At 66.0% G+C, this 17,586-nt stretch carries 14 protein-coding genes and 1 pseudogene; 9 read left to right on the top strand and 6 right to left on the bottom strand.

From position 1 onward, the window contains the following. Positions 1–110: 110 nt before the first annotated feature. The 5 genes and pseudogenes from ACFYZA_RS36665 to ACFYZA_RS36685 all read right to left on the bottom strand — a co-directional run bounded on the left by ACFYZA_RS36665 (position 111) and on the right by ACFYZA_RS36685 (position 6,964). Positions 111–641, bottom strand: coding sequence for an Imm1 family immunity protein (locus tag ACFYZA_RS36665; protein ID WP_388494718.1), 531 nt, complete (start codon positions 639–641; stop codon positions 111–113). Beyond that, positions 642–815: a DddA-like double-stranded DNA deaminase toxin gene (locus ACFYZA_RS36670; RefSeq protein WP_388494719.1), complete on the bottom strand. Its 174-nt coding sequence runs from the start codon at positions 813–815 to the stop codon at positions 642–644. It lies immediately after the preceding gene. A 483-nt stretch (positions 816–1,298) separates the two neighbouring features. After that, a pseudogene (locus ACFYZA_RS36675) lies at positions 1,299–1,965 on the bottom strand (IS110 family transposase); the annotation flags it as partial. A 456-nt stretch (positions 1,966–2,421) separates the two neighbouring features. Further along, positions 2,422–2,925 carry an Imm1 family immunity protein gene (locus ACFYZA_RS36680; RefSeq protein ID WP_388494720.1) on the bottom strand — a complete coding sequence of 168 codons (504 nt, stop codon included), beginning with the start codon at positions 2,923–2,925 and terminating at the stop codon, positions 2,422–2,424. Between the two features lie 13 nt (positions 2,926–2,938). Then, positions 2,939–6,964 (bottom strand): DddA-like double-stranded DNA deaminase toxin, encoded by a 4,026-nt coding sequence (locus tag ACFYZA_RS36685; RefSeq protein WP_388494721.1) that lies wholly within the window; start codon positions 6,962–6,964, stop codon positions 2,939–2,941. 481 nt (positions 6,965–7,445) lie between these two features. Between ACFYZA_RS36685 and ACFYZA_RS36690 the strand changes: the two genes are divergently transcribed. The 3 genes from ACFYZA_RS36690 (at position 7,446) to ACFYZA_RS36700 (ending at position 9,874) form a co-directional block, all read left to right on the top strand. Further along, a complete protein-coding gene (locus ACFYZA_RS36690; RefSeq protein ID WP_388494722.1) occupies positions 7,446–7,955 on the top strand; it encodes a hypothetical protein in 510 nt (169 codons plus the stop codon). Between the two features lie 143 nt (positions 7,956–8,098). Continuing rightward, the gene (locus ACFYZA_RS36695) at positions 8,099–8,275 is read left to right on the top strand and encodes a hypothetical protein (protein WP_388494723.1); all 177 of its coding nucleotides are present in this window, start codon (positions 8,099–8,101) and stop codon (positions 8,273–8,275) included. Between the two features lie 45 nt (positions 8,276–8,320). Then, on the top strand, positions 8,321–9,874 hold the full coding sequence (locus tag ACFYZA_RS36700) for a trypsin-like serine protease (RefSeq protein ID WP_388494724.1): 1,554 nt from the start codon (positions 8,321–8,323) through the stop codon (positions 9,872–9,874). A 60-nt stretch (positions 9,875–9,934) separates the two neighbouring features. Here the strand turns inward: ACFYZA_RS36700 and ACFYZA_RS36705 are convergent, their stop codons facing one another. Then, positions 9,935–10,063, bottom strand: a complete 129-nt coding sequence (locus ACFYZA_RS36705) for a hypothetical protein (RefSeq protein ID WP_388494725.1) — start codon at positions 10,061–10,063, stop codon at positions 9,935–9,937. 26 nt (positions 10,064–10,089) lie between these two features. Between ACFYZA_RS36705 and ACFYZA_RS36710 the strand changes: the two genes are divergently transcribed. The 6 genes from ACFYZA_RS36710 (at position 10,090) to ACFYZA_RS36735 (ending at position 17,406) form a co-directional block, all read left to right on the top strand. Continuing rightward, entirely contained in the window at positions 10,090–10,524 is a 435-nt protein-coding gene (locus ACFYZA_RS36710) for a hypothetical protein (RefSeq protein ID WP_388494726.1), read from the top strand. A 1,757-nt stretch (positions 10,525–12,281) separates the two neighbouring features. Continuing rightward, complete coding sequence (locus ACFYZA_RS36715) at positions 12,282–12,566, top strand: hypothetical protein (protein ID WP_388494727.1); 285 nt, start codon at positions 12,282–12,284, stop codon at positions 12,564–12,566. A gap of 10 nt (positions 12,567–12,576) precedes the next feature. After that, positions 12,577–13,389: a helix-turn-helix domain-containing protein gene (locus tag ACFYZA_RS36720; RefSeq protein WP_388494728.1), complete on the top strand. Its 813-nt coding sequence runs from the start codon at positions 12,577–12,579 to the stop codon at positions 13,387–13,389. A 2,039-nt stretch (positions 13,390–15,428) separates the two neighbouring features. Beyond that, positions 15,429–15,638, top strand: coding sequence for a hypothetical protein (locus tag ACFYZA_RS36725; protein ID WP_376498499.1), 210 nt, complete (start codon positions 15,429–15,431; stop codon positions 15,636–15,638). Positions 15,639–15,814: 176 nt separating this feature from the next. Further along, positions 15,815–16,582, top strand: coding sequence for a sigma-70 family RNA polymerase sigma factor (locus tag ACFYZA_RS36730; RefSeq protein WP_388494729.1), 768 nt, complete (start codon positions 15,815–15,817; stop codon positions 16,580–16,582). Continuing rightward, positions 16,579–17,406: a hypothetical protein gene (locus ACFYZA_RS36735; RefSeq protein ID WP_388494730.1), complete on the top strand. Its 828-nt coding sequence runs from the start codon at positions 16,579–16,581 to the stop codon at positions 17,404–17,406. Before ACFYZA_RS36730 ends, ACFYZA_RS36735 begins: the two co-directional genes overlap by 4 nt. Positions 17,407–17,586 lie beyond the last annotated feature (180 nt).

Here is a 17,586-nt window from a genome sequence, read left to right on the forward strand (position 1 = left end):
ACGGTGAATGGCGCGGGCGTGGCTCTGGCTGAGCCCCCTCCCCCCGTCGAGGGGGAGGGGGCAACAGGGGGTCCGGTCGACCTCACCGAGAATTGTGCTTCTGTCAGAAACTATCCTTGCTCGCGCTCGCCGGATGGCTGCCCCTTAACCCAATTGATACATTCCGGCCTGGTGCCAGAGGCGGTGTGACAGAACTCCTCCAAAGCCGCGCGAACGTTGCTCAAAGGAAGGGCATTGCGGGAGTCATGATAGTAGGGAACGTGAACGTCGATCAGGATTTCCGGATCGAAACCTACAGGACTCGGGTTGTCCGACACCCAAGCCCAGTCGGCCATGTCGCTCTGTGTTTTTGCATTGATTTCAGGAGCGCGATTGGTGTCCACATACCACACAATCCCACCGTATCCATTGCGGAAATTGACTGTGACTTCCAGGTTGTTGTCCGGCCACTTCCTGGACGCGTCTTCGGTTGGCACGCCTTCCATGAACCCGAATGATGCAGTCTCGCATTCCAGCTCGAACCCGGGTGCGCGTGCGGTGCCTGCAGGGAACCCTGCCAAGAAAAGGTCAATCAGGTCGTTTGATTCCTCTGCCGACTCGGCGTAATGGAATTCCCCGAAGACGTGGACTACGAGCATCATTTACTGTCCCCCTATCAGAGTTACGTGGCTTTCCGCTCCCGGGTAGTACACCTTAAGTGAAGAACCCTTGGGCAGGATGGCCGTCACCGCGTTCTCGCAATTATATTTTTTGTTGCAGACGTCGTTGTTATTGTTGATCACTACGGTAACCTCGTTGATGTTCTTCTGTCGCATGAGTGCGGCATATTTTGTATTCGCATGTGATGAGGAGGGGGAAATTTCAGGCCCTTCGGCTTCCGAGCGTAAAGCGGGTCTGAGGACGTGTGGAGGTATTCGTTGGCCATCGAGTACAGGTCATCGTGCTCACCGCTGAGCACGTCATCGTACTTACCTTCCAGGCCTGCGATGCGTTTGCCACTGCCGTCCCTCAAGGCTCCGTGGGTCTTGTCGCCAAGCTTCGTGTAGGGGCGCATCCCGTCATAGATTTTGTTAACCCAAACAGGGCAGGTTTCATTGCTGTTGTGGACGAGGACGGCGGTGGTGGCTGTGCCGACGTAGTAGGTGTGAAAGTCGTTGACCGTGAAGGTCATAGGCAGGCTGAAGGCCGGTCCAATGGCTGGTGTTGCCGACCTGTACTGCGGTGCCGATAGGGGTGCGCAGGGCGTCGCCGACCCGCACATTGACGGCGTCGATCCAGCGCTTACGGTTCTCCGCCCAGACCAGTCGCTCGGCCATCCTCGGCGCCTTCGGCGTAACAGGGTGACGAGACGGTGTTGTCCGGCCTTGCGGATCTGGGACGGAGAGCCAAACCGCTCCAGCAGGGCCAGGACGGCCGGGTGTTGCAGCCGCGGTCCCAACACGCGCTCCAGCGAGGGATGGATCTGGGTCAGCAGGCCGTGCAGCCGGTTGGCGACGCGGGTGGCCTCGCCGGCCAGGTCGTCGTCGAAGCCGACGATCATCTCCAGCTCGGCGATCGTCTCGTCCTCGCCGTCGATGGCCCGCAGCGTGTGCGGCATCGCCCGGGCCGCGTCCGCGATCATGAACGCGTCCCGCGCATCCGTCTTGGCCTCGCCCGGGTAGAGGTCGGCGATCCGGCGCATCGTCAGGCCGGGCAGGTAGGCGATGGGGCAGCCCATGTCTCTCGCAACCGCCAGCGGCAGGGGCCCGATTGGGGCGGCTGGTCGACCACGACGAGTACGATGCCGTGCTTGGCCTGGAGTTTCGCGAAGAGCTCGCGGAGTTTGGGTTCGGTGTTGGGCAGACGCTTGTCGAAGGCCTTCTTCCCGGTCGGGGTGACGGCGGTGGCGTGGTGTTCGCCCTTGCCGACGTCCAGGCCGAGGAAGACGTCGATGTCGCCGGTGTCGAGCACGTGCAGGCCCCCCATCACGCTGTTCGTCCGGCCTTGCCTCGGCACCGAGCTGCCACACCCACGTTACGGAGAGCTCTTCCAGCTCGGGTGAAGCCGGTGCTCAAGCCCCTCATCAGCGGCCCGCCGATGTCTCCGGGCCCGGTGACACCCCACCGGATCATGAACAACAAGGGGGGAGTCATGGCGGACCCGAAGGCCGGAGGCCCCATTGCGGAACCATGAAAAAGGTAACGGGGGCTGGCCAGCCCCGGCGGCATACCTTCGGTTTCGGAATGCGTGGAGATAGCCAATGCTCCGGACGGTTTTCCTTCTAGGGCTGTAGCCGTCGGAGCTGCAGTGCGAAAATGTGGCGGCCCGCCAGTTAAACTGACGGGCCATCACGCGATATTTGGGTTGGTGCCGATCCTCCTGAAGAACTTAGCTCCTCACTGCTAAGCGCTCACGGCACTTATCCAGCGATACTTCAGTGCGTTACACGGTTTGGTCGAGCAGCAGCCATGGGACACATTCCGGGCGCTCTCCCGTGCGGGCTCTGCAAAATTCTTCCAGGGCGCTGCGAACTTGCGGCACCGGGATAGCAGCCTCAGGAGGGTAGTAGCTAGGCGTTCCTGGGTCGAGGATCAGCCTGGGATCGTATGACGGAGGGTTGGGATTTCCGGATGTCCAGATGAACCTGGAAATGTGATCTTCGGTGGCCCCGTCGGGAGTGTCTGGCGTCCACCATCTCAGCGCCCCATATCCGTTCCGGATGTTCACTGTGACGTAGAGGAAGTTTCTTGCCCACCTCTCATCGGTCTCCTCAGGATATTTGCCCTTGACAATGCTGACCACTGCCTTCTCGGGCATTACAGCATATCCGTCCGGGGTGGTGGACCCTTGGGGCAGGTCGTTTATGATGTGGTCGATGAGCGCATCGACCTGGCTGTCCGTCCTGGCATAACGGGGGCCTTGATGCGTGGTGCCTAGAACTATCATGAGGCAATCGTCCCTACTTCCTCTTTACCGTGCCCTTGAGCGGAATGCCCTTCTCGAACCCAGGGTAGTGCACCCATAGGGTTTGATCCTCGTAGAGGATGGCGGGAACGGCCTGCCTGCAGCCTGCAGCGTTCTCGGAGGCCACCTTCGGGCAAACGTAGTTCTTATTAATTACGATATGCATGTCGCCGGGCCCTCCCTTGTTTCTCATTTCCCAAGCGGTCTTCACTTCGGTGTGATGAGATACGGAAGAATACCCTCGGAAGTCTGGGAAATCTTTAGACTCCCGCAGGTACTTATTAATTTCTTCCGAGTTTTCGCCCACGCCACTTTTTACGGTCTTTTCCCACAGCGGCTTGCCGTCGGGATAGAAAACGTATCCTTCAGTTGTAGCGCCCTCGGGTGATGAGGGGAGTTTATCAAGCGCCTTCCGAACCCATAGCGGGCAGCCTTCGTCGTTGTTGTGGACGAGGACGTTGGTGGTGCCGGTGGAGACGTAGAAGGTGTGGAGGTCATCGACAGTGAGGTCGTAGGCGGGCTGGAGGCCCGTCCAGTGGCTGATGCTGCCGATCTGTACCGCTGTGCCGACGGGAGTACGCAGGGCGTCGCCTACCCGGAGGTTGGCGGCGTCGATCCAGCGCTTGCGGTTCTCGACCCAGTAGGGGTGGCGATCCGTCGACGTGAGGTGGGATGCGTCCGTCAGGGTGACGTTGGTGAAGTTGCGGTCGTCGGGAGTGTGGATCGCGCGTGTGACGGCGCGGGATCCGGTCTCGCCGTTGGCAGGGTTCGTTGCGGTAACGCTATCGCCTGGCTGGACCTGTTCGATGGGGCGGCCGGTGCCGTCAGCCATGAGGACCTTGGTGCCGGCAGGGAAGCTGTGGGTGGCTGCGCCGACTAGGCATCCGACGGAGCGTCGGGTCTTGCGGTAGTCCTTGAGGGCCTCGACACCTTTGTCGATCTTACCGAGGAGCCTTAGCTTGCCCAGGGGCAGCACGCCAGCGGCGGCCATGGTGCAGCCGAATGCGGTGGGGTTCTGGATGCACTCCTTGATGTCGTTGAGGCCGGTGAGCTCCCAGATGATGTTTCGCAGGACAGGTTCGTCTTCCCATGGCCTGATCTCTGAGTTGTCAGGGTCGGCGAGGCATGGCAGAAGCGGCACTATGCTTTCGCGGCTGGTGAACGGGACGCACACCTTTTTGGGTTTGGCGTCCTGTTCCTGCCTTTTCCGCTCCTCCAGTTCCTGCCGGAGGGCTTCCTCTGCCTCTTTCTCACGCAGGTCGAAGACTGATTGCCAGGCGTCCTTTGACGCGGCCTCGGCTTCTTCGTGGCTCTTGCCGGCGGCGAGGGCGGACTGCAGAGCGTCTGCCTTGGCCGCATTGGCCTTCTGGGCGGACTGGCGAGCATAGGCGGCTGAGAACTCGGCGTCGGATGCGGAGTTCTCGGCAGCGGTTGCGTCCTGTTCCGCCCGCGCGGCGGCAGCGCGTGCCGTGGCGGCTGACTTGGCCGCGTCGGCTGCCGAGGCGGCGGCGGCATTGGCGGACGTCTTGGCCTCGGCCGCGTACCCGTCAGCAGCTGCGGCGGACTTCTTCGCTTCGACCACGGCGATGTCGGCGTCTGCTGCGGCGGCCTTGGCCCTGGCGGCAGCTTCGGCGGCGCGCCAGCGGTTCTCCATGGCCTTCGCGGCGACCTGTTGGCCTTCGGCGAGGAGGCGCTCGACGAGGTGGATGTGGTTGGCTGCCAAGTCGTCCTTGCGCTGAGCCATGTACTGGCCGGTGGCGACGAAGGAGTGGAGCAGATCGGGCGGGCCGGCCAGCGCAATCTTGGCCGCGGCCTTGACCTCGGGGCCGCCGGTGTTGGTCAGCCGAGCGGCGATGACTCTGTCGTCGGTGACGCGTTCGCTGTACTGGTTGACTTGCAGGAATGTCGCCAGTACTTTGCCGTTTCCGTCGGCGAGTGCCTTCTTGGCGGCCTCGGCGACGCTGGGGCCACCGGTGTTGGTGAGCCGGGCAACGTCGACCTTCATTTCATCGATGGCGACGGCGTACTGGCCGCTGGCGTAGAAGCCCTGGATCTGTTCGGGCGCCCCCTTAAGGGCTTCGGCCGCCGCTGTGCGGACAGTGGTGTAGGGGCTTTGAGTGCTCAGGCGGACGACGTTTTCACGGATGTCGTGTTCGCTGGCCTCCTTCCAGCGCGTGCGCAGGTAGTCCAGAACGTCCTGGTCGGCTCCGGACAGTGCACGGGCGGCCGCCTCCTGGTGCCAGGGTCCCAGCTGCTTGAGCGCCTGCAGCGCAAGCTCGCGGCCCTTGGCTGCGGTGGCTTTGACATCCACGTCGGGCTGGGCGGCAACTTGAGCGAGAGTGGCAGCGGTGTCGTTCAGGGACAGGGCCGCTACCTGGGCCGAGGCGGAAGCGGCGATGTGGGCCTCGCCATTGGACTTCAGGGAGCGGGCCTGCTCAATCGCACCTTCAGTGCGCGTCTGCAGGTCCAGTGCCTCGCCCTCCCGGGCGAGAGTGAAAACTTCCTTGGCTTTGGTCACCGCTGCAGCTGCAGCTTCCGCTGCGAGTTTTGCCGCGTCAGCGTTCTTCTTGGCACGGTCTGCGTAGGCGGCCGAGTCGCCCGCGTGCTGGGCTGCTTCGTCTGCGAAGTCGGCTGCTTTGTTGGCGTGTGCGGCGGCTGAGTTCGCGCAGTCGCGGGCGTCGAATGCTGCCTGCGCTGCACGGGCTGCGTAAGCGGTGGAGCGGTCTGCTGCGGCTCGGGCCGCGTTGGCATGCCGGCGGGCCTCGGTTGCAGCCTGGCGGGCCTCGGAGGAATGTGCACCGGCGGCATCTGCGTAGTTGTTCGCCGCTTCCGCCGAGTTGGCTGCTTCGTCGGAGTTTGCGGCGGCGTCCTTTGCCGCGCCCGATGCGATCTTCGCGGCAGTGGAAGCCAGCCCTGCATGATGGGCAGCTACTGCGGAGTCAGTCGCGAGCTGTGCTGCGAACCGTGCACCGGCAGCGGACTTGCGTGCGTTCTCCGCCTCACTGGCGTTACCGGCCGCAGCGATGGCCGCGTTGTAGGCCTTGTTCGCGGCTTCCGCGGCGCCCGCGGCAGCAGCAGCGGTCTGGGACGCAGCAAGTGCGGCTCTGCGCGCTGCACGGTTGGCGGCGTTCGCTGAGCCGATGGCCTCCTGCGAAGCTTGCGCTGCGGATCGAGCCGCAGCGGCGGCCTCCTTCGCCTTGACCGCGGCCTGGCGGGAATCGAGCTTGGTGTCCTGCATCTGGGCGGCCGCGTTCTTCGCAGCCGTCTTAGCCCGATCAGAGGCCTCGATCGCCTTCTTGGAGTCCTCCTCGGCCTGCTTCGTAGCAGCCTCGGCCTGCGTACCGGCTTCCTTGGCCTGCTCGGTCAGTTGGGCGACGGAGGCATACTCCTGATCCCGGTTGCGGGCGACGAACTGGCCGATCTCCAGGAACTCGACTATGTCGTCGGGTGTGCCCCGTAGAGCGACCTTCGCGGCAGCCTTCACGTTCGGGCCGCCCGTGTTTGTCATGCGGGCGACATCGACCTTGTTGTCTTCCTGACGGGCCTCGTACTGGCCGGACTGCAGAAAACGTTCCCGGTCTTCTGCCGTGCCGAGCAGGGCTTCTTTGCCAGCCTCGCGCACACTGGAACCGCCGAGGGTGACCATACGGGCGATGTCCACCTTGGCATCGTCGTCCTGGGCCGTCTCGAAGCCGTCTAGGAGGAACCGCTCGAGCTCGCTGGGGGACTTGCCCATCGCCTCCTTGGCGGCCTGTCTCACCTCAGGTCCACCGGTCATCGCAAGGCGAGCAGCGTCGAGTCGGTTGTCGTCGTCCTGGATGGACGGAGCGTCCTGCAGGAATTTACGAACGGCGTCGTCGCCGCCAAGCAGGGCTTGCTCGGCGGCCAACTTCAGGTCATCGCCGCCGTTCCGCCAGTAGCCCACAATCTGGCTACGCACATCGGCTGGCACAGCGGGCGCCTCGGCGGCCAGCGCGCTCGGCGCTCCCATGAGGCCGGACAGCAGGCCGGTAGCCAGCACTGTTCTCAACACGCGTCTACGCGCCGAAGGTATTCCCGAGCCTAGAGACCGGGACAGAATACGCCGTTTCATTCGGCGGGCCCCCCATTTTTGACTACACATCGAAAGTTCGGCCCAGCCAGCTCAAGGGCACCGACAAGAAGGTGTGCCGATTGCCTTGAGCTCGAACCAGAGGTCTCCTCTCGCAGCGGCACGGCAGAGTGCCGGTGCATGGGAGCCGGACCGGATGATCGTAACTCGATCCATATGCCGTTCAGTTCCGGGACCGAGAAGAACTCCCCCAACACGGGCTCGAGACGGGGACCGCCCATGGAACAGACCGTGGGCCCCTTCAGGGCAAGAAAGGTTGTACGGAATCTGCTGCTTCTTCTGAGATACCCGTCACAGGCGGGCCGACGTCGAGGCCAGTCACAAGTGCAGCTAATATTCGATGACTTGACGGGACCTTTACATCCCAACCCCTGCTCGCGAAAGGCCTCTCATGGCTATACCCCGTGCACGCAAGCTGATCCTGACCGGTCTGTCCGCAGCCTTGGCGGTAACCGCGACGGCCCTCGGAGCGGCACACGCCGTCACCGGAGGCACCGCTTCATCAGCGGCATCGACCCGCGATGAGATGCTTTCGACCGTCGAAAGCTTCAACTATCCCAACGCCGCGCAGATCCAGGCTGAACAGGGCATCATCCTCAAGCGCGGCGATGGGAACATCATCTTGACCGCATGTGATGGCACCCAGGACATCACCGTCAACAGCAAGACGAAACCGCAGAAAGATTTCTGCTTCGCAGTGAAAGCCAAGCGAGGCTACGTCACCCTGGAAATCGCCAGAGCCTATGGCATCTGGACCACAGCCGATCCAGTGAAGACCACCATCAAGGATCCAGACGGTAACATTACCGTCATCAATGCACCGGCCAACGACTTCACCGGCTATGGCGAGGCAACTGCGCAGAGAGTGCCGGCAACCCTGATCGAACTTCGCGTCGGCTGACCCAGTCACATCCAATGCCAGCTGCTGAGTCGACGTCATGACAACGGTGCAGCACGGCTACTTGCAGCGTGGCCGTCATCCGCCGACAACCGGGCGCCGCGCGCTGACGACCCATCAACGAAGGGCCGCCCACGACTCCGGGCATGCTTTGCACCGCTGCACGGCTCGCTGGCCTGTTCGCCCACTCCGCAGCAACTGGCCCTCTGGCCGCCACGCCTGCGGGTGCCCTGTCGGGCACCGAAGCCAAGGACGTCGACTTCGCGGTCAGGCTGAACTTCGGCGACAAGCAGAACTGTTCGGCCGCGTTGCCGCATGCCTAGCCGCACTTCGACTCTCCATTGGCGCAATCTTGTAAGGGAACACACATGTCTGGAAAGAGCTCTCGCACTGCGTGGGCTACGGCCACGCTCGCCACAGCAATGGGAGCCGGGCTCCTAACCGCCGCCTCTCCCGCCACTGCGCTCGCCGGCAGCGACGCCGCCAACGGCAATTACTCATTCTCCGCCAAGCTGAACATCGGCGCCCGGCAGGCCTGTTCCGGTGCGCTGGTGGATTCACAGTGGGTCGTCACCGCGGCCAGCTGCTTTGCCGTCGACGGCAAGCCCGCCCAGACCGGTGCTCCGACTGTGAAGACGACGGTGACGGTGGGCCGCACCGACCTCACCACGACCGACGGCACTGTCGTCGACGCCGCCTACGTGGTCCCGTACCCCGACCGTGACATAGCGATGGTCAAGCTCGCCAAGCCCGTCACCGGCATCACCCCGGTCAAGGTCGCCACCACCGCGCCCACGGCCTCGGACAAGCTGATAGCTGCCGGGTTCGGGCGGACGAAGACCGAGTGGGTGCCCAGCAAGCTGCATTCCGCCGCCTTCACGGTCGCCACCGTCGGCGACAAGACGGTCGACCTCAACGGCTCGGCCGACGCGGTCATCTGCCAGGGCGACGCCGGCGGTCCCGCGCTGCGCGACAACAACGGCACCCCCGAACTTGTCGCCGTCAACTTCCTCTCTTCGCAGGGTGGTTGTCTAGGCACGAATGCCGCTGAGACCCGCGCCAGCGCCGTCAACGCCCGTCTCGACAACGTCAACGGCTGGGTGCAGCAGATCCGCCTCGCCGCGATCGTTCCTGACGTCACCTCCCTGATGACGAGCGGCGACTTCAACGGCGACGGCATCGCCGACGTCGCCGCCACCCTCAAGGACGGCAACCTGCACGCCTTCTACGGGCGCAAGGACGGGACCTTCGAGTACGGCCGTCCCCTGTGGAACACCGACGGATCCTGGGGCAAGTCCATCACCAGGATGGTCGGCGGCGACTTCAACGGCGATGGCATCACCGACATCGCCGCCGTGTGGGCCAACGGCCCCCTGCACCTGTACCTCGGTACGGCCGACGGTCCTCTCAACTTCAGCAAGCCCATGTGGCTCGATGAGACGACCAACTGGAACCCGATGCTGCAGCTCACGCGTTTCAAGGCGGACGCCTCCGGCCGCGACGGCCTCCTCGCCGTCTGGAACGCCGGCCCCAAGGGCGCCCTGTACGCCTACACCACCGGCGCCGACGGCAAGCTCACCGGCCAGAAGCGCAACATGTGGCGCGACAACAGCTGGCAGTACTCCCAGAAGGTCGTGGCCGGCGACTTCAACAACGACGGCCTCGACGACGTGGTCGCCCTCACCGACACCGGCGCCCTCGTCCGCTACGGCAACGCACAAGGCGGCCTCGAAAACGGTGTCCCCATGTGGCCGGACAACGGCTGGAAGGGCATGCCCGTCGTCCTGGCCGGTGACTTCGACGGCGACGGCAACACCGACATGGGCGGCCTCTGGAACAACCAGCAGCGCTTCAACTTCTACCAGGGCAACGGCAAGGGCTCCATCGCCGTCGGCAAGAACGCCTGGCCCGCCATTCCATAGCCCCCTCAAATCGGCATCGTGGGCCCGCTCCAATCCATGGGGGCGGGCCCACTTGAGATATCACGTGCGGCAGCCCCTATTCAGCAGCTCTCGCCGGGTGGTGACGAGCTGGCGCCAGTTGGTGCCGGCGGCATCGGGGCCGTCGAGCCAGCGGACGGTGGAGCCGGGCGGGCGGGGGAGGTCTGCCATACGAGGGCGGCGTCACGCTGCGACAGGTGATGTACCGCCTGGTCTCCGAGGGCGCGCTGCCGCACGCCGCCCCGACGTACCGGCGGCTTTCCGCGCAGCTGGCCAAGGCACGCCGGGAGGGGAGGTTCCCCGACCTGATCGACACGGTCCGGGAGATCCACGTCCCGCCCGCCTGGGAGGGCGCGGACACGTTCGTCGCGGAGATGCCCGGCTGGTTCCGGCTGGACCGCACCGAGGGCCAGAAGCACGCACTGTACGGCGCGGCGGAGAAGGACACCCTGCGCCAGCAGCTCACCGGCTGGCTCGCGTACGTGGGCATCCCGGTCCTGGTGGTCCGCGGTTTCGGCTCGCAGTCGTACGCCGACGTCGTCCACGACCGTGTCACCACCGATCCGCGCGACTCCGTGCTCCTAGTCGTCGTTCTCCCAGGCTTTCAAGACCGTGGCATGACGCTGCGCTAGCCGTGTGACCTGGGTTTTTCTCTAACATCTCTCAGGCTGTCGGGATCGTTGCGACACATTGCACTAGAGATGGAGGAGACCCTTGCGGGCCTTTCCTGTCCAACTCCCATCCGGTATCCGCTACTGGACCGTGATGGATGAGGACCTGACCGCCCGCACTATCCCTGACAGTCATCTGCTGCACCCGCGGATCCACCAGTGCCCCGGCTACCACGACGACGTCCGGGAAGACCACCGCGTCGCGCACCAGCAGCCGCCATTGCCGCTCACCCCAGCCCTCCAGGTCCGCATACCGGCGGCGCGCACGGGCTGCCGCCTGCTCCAGCCGCAGCCCCCACACCGCATCCCACTCCCCGAACTCCTCCCGCTCCCACCACCCGCGCCGGCGCGAACACCTCTTCAGGCACTGCATCGGCTGCCACCGCGGCCCGCGCAACCCGCCCCCAGCGCGCTGGGCCCGCCCCAACTCGCCCGCCAGAAAGCCGACATCGACGAACTCGAGCGGATGTCCCCCTCCCACATCCAGCAGCCACCGGCCATGGCGCGCACACAGCCGCCCCACCGCGCCCGGTATAACCACACCGGCCCCCCGCCGCGGCCGGCCGCGCACAGCCGGCACCCGAACGCCACCGGCCCCCACGCACTGGACCCCGCCTGCCACGCCGCCCGCCCCCGTCCCTGCCCGTCGTCCCTCCCAGCCCGCACGGGCGGCCGGGACGACCACGACGGCAACGCCCATGCCAGACGCTCCACCGGCATCCGGCACCAGCCGGCCAGTTGCGCCTGCGCCGTCTCGTCGAGCAGCACCTCGCCGTCGGGACGCGCCCCCCGGGCCCGGTGCCCGCGGTTGCCCCGCTGCCACGCCGCCAGCAGGTCGCCCGCCCGCAGCCGGTAAGAGCCCGCCACGCGGTGCACAAAGGACCACGTCGTTTCCCCCGCCACGGGCACCACCCGCAAGGCCGAATCCACAGCACACCCCTTTCTGCCCGGCCCTCGCCGCCGTGGCGGGCGGCAGGTGCAGGGCGGCATGTCCGGGCATCGCTGCGATGGCCCCGGCAGGGGGAGTCTTTCTCCGAAGTCCACCAAAAGGTCGGGATATACGCCCGCTTCGCCCTCAAGGGTGGACAGCGGCTGGCCGGGGGAGAGATGTCCGGCCAGGCACGAGACGGGACAGGACAGGACACGCACTGCCCTCGCTCACGCCGTGGGGCCGGCATCTCACCTGAGAGATCCCGGCCCCACGATGACAGGCCGTGCGCCAACACGGTTGCTGCCGAAGTCCCTGTTCCAGCGCGGTTTGCAGCCAGTAGCCGTCAGGGGGCGGGCGGCTGTTGACCGTCCCGTCACCATCCAGGGTTCGTCATGAGCCGGCGGCGGCGCAAGCGAGAGATGGACGGATCTGAACCAAACTCCGTGCCACAGCCACCCCCTGAGAGGGCCTGTCCAGCGCTTCCTCCAGCCGGCACTGCTGGTCACGCGAGACGGCCGTGCCGTGACCAGTGCAGGAGCCCGCACGCCTGCTCACGCGTGCGCATCAACAAGAATCTGGAAGTTGGAGCCGCCGGCTGGAACGCCCGTGAGCCAAAGCCGCCCGCTGGGCCATTTGCGGGACACGAGATCCGCAGCGTGTTGCGACAATGAATCCGCTCCACGCACCGGCGGGAACGCCAATTCCCGCTGTGCGCACGCACGTTGCAGCCAGTAGCCCACGCCGGCCGGCGCCCAAAGACGCCGGCCCTCTCTCCGCAGGGGGACTTTTGCCCACCCGCAACACCGCCGCGCCCGGCCATGAGCTCACCGCGGTCACGCCACCCGCAACAACCAGCAGCCCCACGCCCCGCCTCACCTTCGCCCAGGTAGTCCCGGTCGTCGCGTTCCCTGCCCTGGGCAGCGGGCTGGCTCTTTCGGGCATGGCCGTCACCGAGATCTGCCGGCTCCTCGCCTGCTGCGGAGCGATCGGCGTGGCCGTGCTCACCGCGGCCAGCGGCGGGAAACGTCTGGTCAGCGGTCTTGCCCAGATGCTCCTCCACCTGGGCAAGTGAGGCAGCCACCATGGGACGCCGGGAGAACCCTGTCGACTTCACTGTCCGCCGCCGCGGCGACCTCGCGGCCCTGCTGCGCCAGCACCGCGAAACAGCCGGCTTCACCTACCAGCAACTGGCCGCCCTGACCAGGCTGTCCGCGGCAACACTCAAGCGCGCAGCCTCAGGCCGCACCGTCCCGTCGCAGAGCACCGTCGAAGCCGTCATCACCGCCTGTGGCGGGAACACGGACGACCACGCCGCTGCCCTGCAGCTGTGGAGGCAGGCCCGGATCGAGGAGCGGCGCGGCCACCGGCCTGCGCGACGCGCCCCCCACCCCGAACTGATCGCGTCACGGGCCGAGCTGAGCCTGGGACTCGTGCGTCTGCATGACCTGGCGGGATCCCCAAGCCTGCGCGCCATGCAGCAGCGTGCCGGCGCCCAATGGCTCGCCATCAGCAGTGCCTCACGCATCCTCAGACGCCAGACACTGCCAGCAACCGAAGGGCAGATGGAAGGATTTCTGCGCGCGTGCCTTGTTCCGGAGCGGAGCAGGGCCAGCTGGCTGGAGGCCTGGTGCCGGGTCATGTACCCGCCGTCGTCCAGGCGGTGGCTTCCCAGCCACGCGGCCTGGTCATGGCGCTACCGCAATGACCCCCGTTTCCGCGAGTTCCCGGACTCCCACGAGGCACCACCGGAGCCGCCGGGTACTGAGGCAATGCGCGGAGCATGGACGGCGGGCAGGGACCGTGAAGGCGTCACCGTGTCTGTCGACCCCGCCTGGCCAACGCGCGGGCAAGCCGAAATGGTGCACGCTGCCGGCCCCGACACGAGTTTCGTGTAGGCCTGCGCACCGCCGCGGGTGCGGCCGGCTCAACTCTCCCTGATCTGCATGCGCTTGACGCTTTCAGTCGAAAGCAGCGTGCCACCTGAGCCGCCTCCGTCCACAGAACTAAGGCCGTTATCTGCGGACTTGGGGAATTCGCCACGCCACCGCAGCGGGGCGCATAGGGTCAGATCGTTACGGCTCTCGCTTGCCTGGCTCGCCCTCCCGATCACGTGTTCGACATGTGGTCGGTTGTCCGAGTGCACCGCAACGGTGAAGGGAGAGTGAGATGGGAAAGCACGAGAAGCCGAGGTCGCGGCGGCTTACCAGTCGCCACGTCTGGCTGCTGATTCAAATCGCGATCTGGATCAGCAACCGCTTCTGACGGCTGGTAAGCCGTAGCGCAACGTGGGCATCGGCCATGAAGGCGGCTAACCGATTGGCCGGTGCTCACTCAGCAAGGGCGCAGTGCTGAGCCCTTGCTCCGACCATAGCGCCTTGACACGCAAGAGTTGCAGGTTTTGGCGACCCTTAATTAAGTGTGCACGGGGGTGACCTGCGGCGCACGCGACGACAGCTGACGCCGCGGGTGCATCACCCTTCAACGTTGAGGTGGTGTGGGCCCCAGGAGCACCGCACCACGTGGCCCACTGCCCGCACCATCCTCGGAACGTTCCCATGACGCCCCTCTGCGCCTACTGACTAGCCGTACCTGCGACTCACGTGAGTCGGTGCCTTGCCTAGGAACGCCTCGAAGTTCCCCGAGCGCCTATTAGTTGAGTAGTGGGTGCTCTCTCCGTTCTCCGGCCCTGCCGCAGCGGCTCGGGCCGTTTCCTCTTGGGGCCGTGTCCACAGGTTCGTCGTCGGTCGAGCGCGTACCAGTTTTGGTAGGCGGCGTGAGTGGTCTAGTCCACTGTGCATTCTGGCGGCGTCCATCGAAACGACCGTCGTCAATGTCGCCCGGCAGGGTGTCGAGCTGGCCGGGGTCGGTTCCGTTAGTCCATGCACTCGACACAGAGATGCCGGGGAGCCCCAGTGGCCCGCAGGCTGTCCTGCGGAAGGGACATCGCGCGAGGCGTCCTTACGGTCCATCGCTGCTAGTCGAGCCGACAGCTCGATCTCCGACGCGGTGGCGACGTAGCCTCCGGCGAGACCCAGGTGGTGCTTCGAGCGTGCGAGCGTCGATCCGGGGAGGTCTGAGCCCAGCACAGCCTGCTCGATCAGCCACCGCGCTGCTCCGACAGCGAACATGGCGCCCTCAACCCGGACGCCGCCCGGCATGAAACCCGCGAGTGCGGAAGGCATGCCGATGGCCTGTTGGTCGTGAGGCTCGATGGCCCCTGAATCAACGGACCGCGCCAGGACCCTCTCGACGGCGCGGAGCATGTCGATGACTCCCTGCCAGTCCTGAGGCGAAGGCCGAGCCGATCGAGTCATGTGCACGCGCTCTCCAACTCCCGACCCTTCGCTCAGTCACGGGCGCCCGCAGCGATCGGGCCCAAACGGACTATCTCTCCCTGCCTCGTGACCGAGCCGAGAGGGCTGCGGACTGCTGGACTTGGCAAAAGGCGAGGCTGCTTCGATGCGGGCCGCGCTGTCCGTGCTGCGGTCTACCGTCTGAGGAGCGTCCCTGTGGGACGCCTGCGCTCTCGCCTGGCCTCCAACAGCGGTCAGGCGAGAGCGCGCTGCTCGCCCCCCAGGGTCCTGCGGCACGGGGGCGGGCCCTTCCGGATGGAAGGCCGACACCGATGGCGTCTATGTCCCATTGGCGGGGGCTCGCTCTGAAATTTCAAGGAGAACCGGGAACTTCACCCGGGAGGCGGGCGGGATCGTGCGTTTCTGTCCCCTGGCGGCCCATCCGTGTTAGTCCCGTGGCTGTCCGCGACAGTCATTGTTCCGTGATTTCTTGATCGCATGGTGTGACAACTCCCCTTGTGGTCATGCTGGTTGACCTCTCCAGCAACGCGGCATGGCACCCGTCTGCTGGTGACCCGTGGCTGCCCGGATGGGCTGCGGGGCCCGAGGCCAAACCGATACTCACGCAAAGGTGCGTCTGTATGGAACGAAAGCAGCTCGTGATCATCGCTGCGACGGTGTTCGCCTGGAGCGTGGTGATGGCCGCGCTCGGCCAGGCTGCGGCGATCGCGACCGCCGCGCCGGCCCTGGCGCTGGCGGTGCAGCAGGTCGTCACCGCGGTCCGCGCGCACAACACCCCAGCCTCCGGACGCCGTGTGACGCCGGTCCCGGATGAGGAGGGCGCCCCGTGACGACGCCCTTCGAGACTCCTGAGTCACCGTCGGAGCGACCAGTGCCGGGGCGTCCAGGCCGGAAACTCGGCCCGATCACAGACAGCGTCGGGAGCGCGCACCGCGCGTGGCTGGAGCCGGTCCGCGAGAGGTATCTGGGCAGCGGGCGGACTCTGAGCGAGCTCAGCGTGAGGATCATGTTCGCGAAGTCCAAACTCTCCGAACTCCTGCGCGGGAGCGGCCTGTATCCCCGGTGGGAGGTCGTGAACGGCCTGTCCAAGGAACTGGACCTGCCCAGCTGGCCGCTCTACCGGCTTTGGCGCCAGGCCGCGTTCGAAGCACACAAGACCAACGCCTGGGTGGAGCGGTGCACCGAGGACGCCACCCTCAGGACCGCCCCGACCCCTCCGCCTATGGATCACCTCGCCTTCCGCGAACTGGTCGGCGACGACTACACCGGCTACGCCCAGGTCTTCCTCAGCGATGACCAGACCCGATGCGCCGTCTCCGACACCTTCAACATCCTCTGGCTGTGCTGGAACGACGCGCTCGCCAGCCCGGACCTGCGCCACTTCGCCTGGGAGGTCCTGCGCGCCACCGTCCTGGCCAAGACCCCGCATCTCGACGGCCGGCCGCAGTTCGGCGACGCGGCGTTCGACACCGTGATCCTGCGGTCCCTGCCCGAAGGGGACCACGTGGAGCAGATCGCCGAAACCATGGAGCTTTTCAACGCGATGAGCCGGCTTCCCGACCACCAGCTCGACGTGATGGTGCTGCGCAGTCTGTGCGGCCACTGCGAGGAACAGACCTCGGCACTGCTGGGTGTCTCGCGGGCCACTGTGCGCTCCGACGAACGTCACGCCGTTCGCTTCCTTGAGAGCATCCTGTGCCCGCCGGAGACCGAGCAGAGCGATGAAGAGAGCTCTCTGCGCCCACTGCCGGAGACCGAAGGGAAAACCGAATGACCCGCATCGAAGAACTCCTCTCCCGGGCCCTGCTGGTCCGCGACCGTGCCGTGCCTCGCGACGTCGTCCCGCCCACCGCACCCGCAGCCCACTCCGCCGACGCCCCGTCGGCGAAAGCCGGCGACCCCGACAGTGCCGCGGAAGACCTGCGCGCACTGTGCGAAACCCTGGTCGCGCGCACACCCGCCTGCGACGTCGCCACCTTCGTCACCGACCAGATTCCCGAGCCCCGCAGCGCGCTGGTCTTGGCCTGTGTCCTGCAACTGACCGATACCAACGACGGGGCCCGTTTCTGGTGGGAGTACGCGGCCGGCGCCGGACAGGCGGCCGCCGCCTACTGCCTCTACCTCCACCACCTCGCACTTGGGGAACGCGAGGCCGCTACCTGGTGGCACCGCCAGACAGATGACACACCCACAGGCGACACAGAGCCCCCAGCGCCCCGCCCCAGCGCGGCATGGCATGCGGACAACCACCGCGTCACCAACTCGACCACCACCATTCTCCGCGTCCTGCGGCATCTCGCGAAGCAGACCGTCCGTCCCCGCACGGCCGCAGTCGCGGACCTCATGTCCTACATCCCCACTGCCGTCGCCGTCGGATACCTCCGCCAGCCGGACATGGACCTGCCCATGCCCGGACCCGACTTCGCCCGGCAGATCACCGCCCGGCTGGAAGCCACCACGCGCCCCGCCCCCAACCCGTGCCCCTCGGCCCGCACCCACGAGAAGCCCCCGCAGCGACAGACCGCAACCACCTCATTGCCTGACGTCGAACCCAGCAAAACGAAGCACCCCCATATGGGAGAGATCGCGACACGATGACCGCAGACCGGCTCCCGGAGCGTGGGTTGAGTGATTCGTCGGACGCGCCCACTCAGTGCGGTCAGAATCGGGAGAGCAGATGGCGCGACCGATACCCGGCAGCATTTCGGATGGTGCAGGGCAAGGAGTCCCGCCGTGGGGAGGAGCGGGCGTGCCGGGGTGATCCGCCCTGATGGCCCG

Source organism: Streptomyces sp. NPDC001828, from assembly GCF_042892175.1.
In the GTDB taxonomy this organism is placed as follows: domain Bacteria; phylum Actinomycetota; class Actinomycetes; order Streptomycetales; family Streptomycetaceae; genus Streptomyces.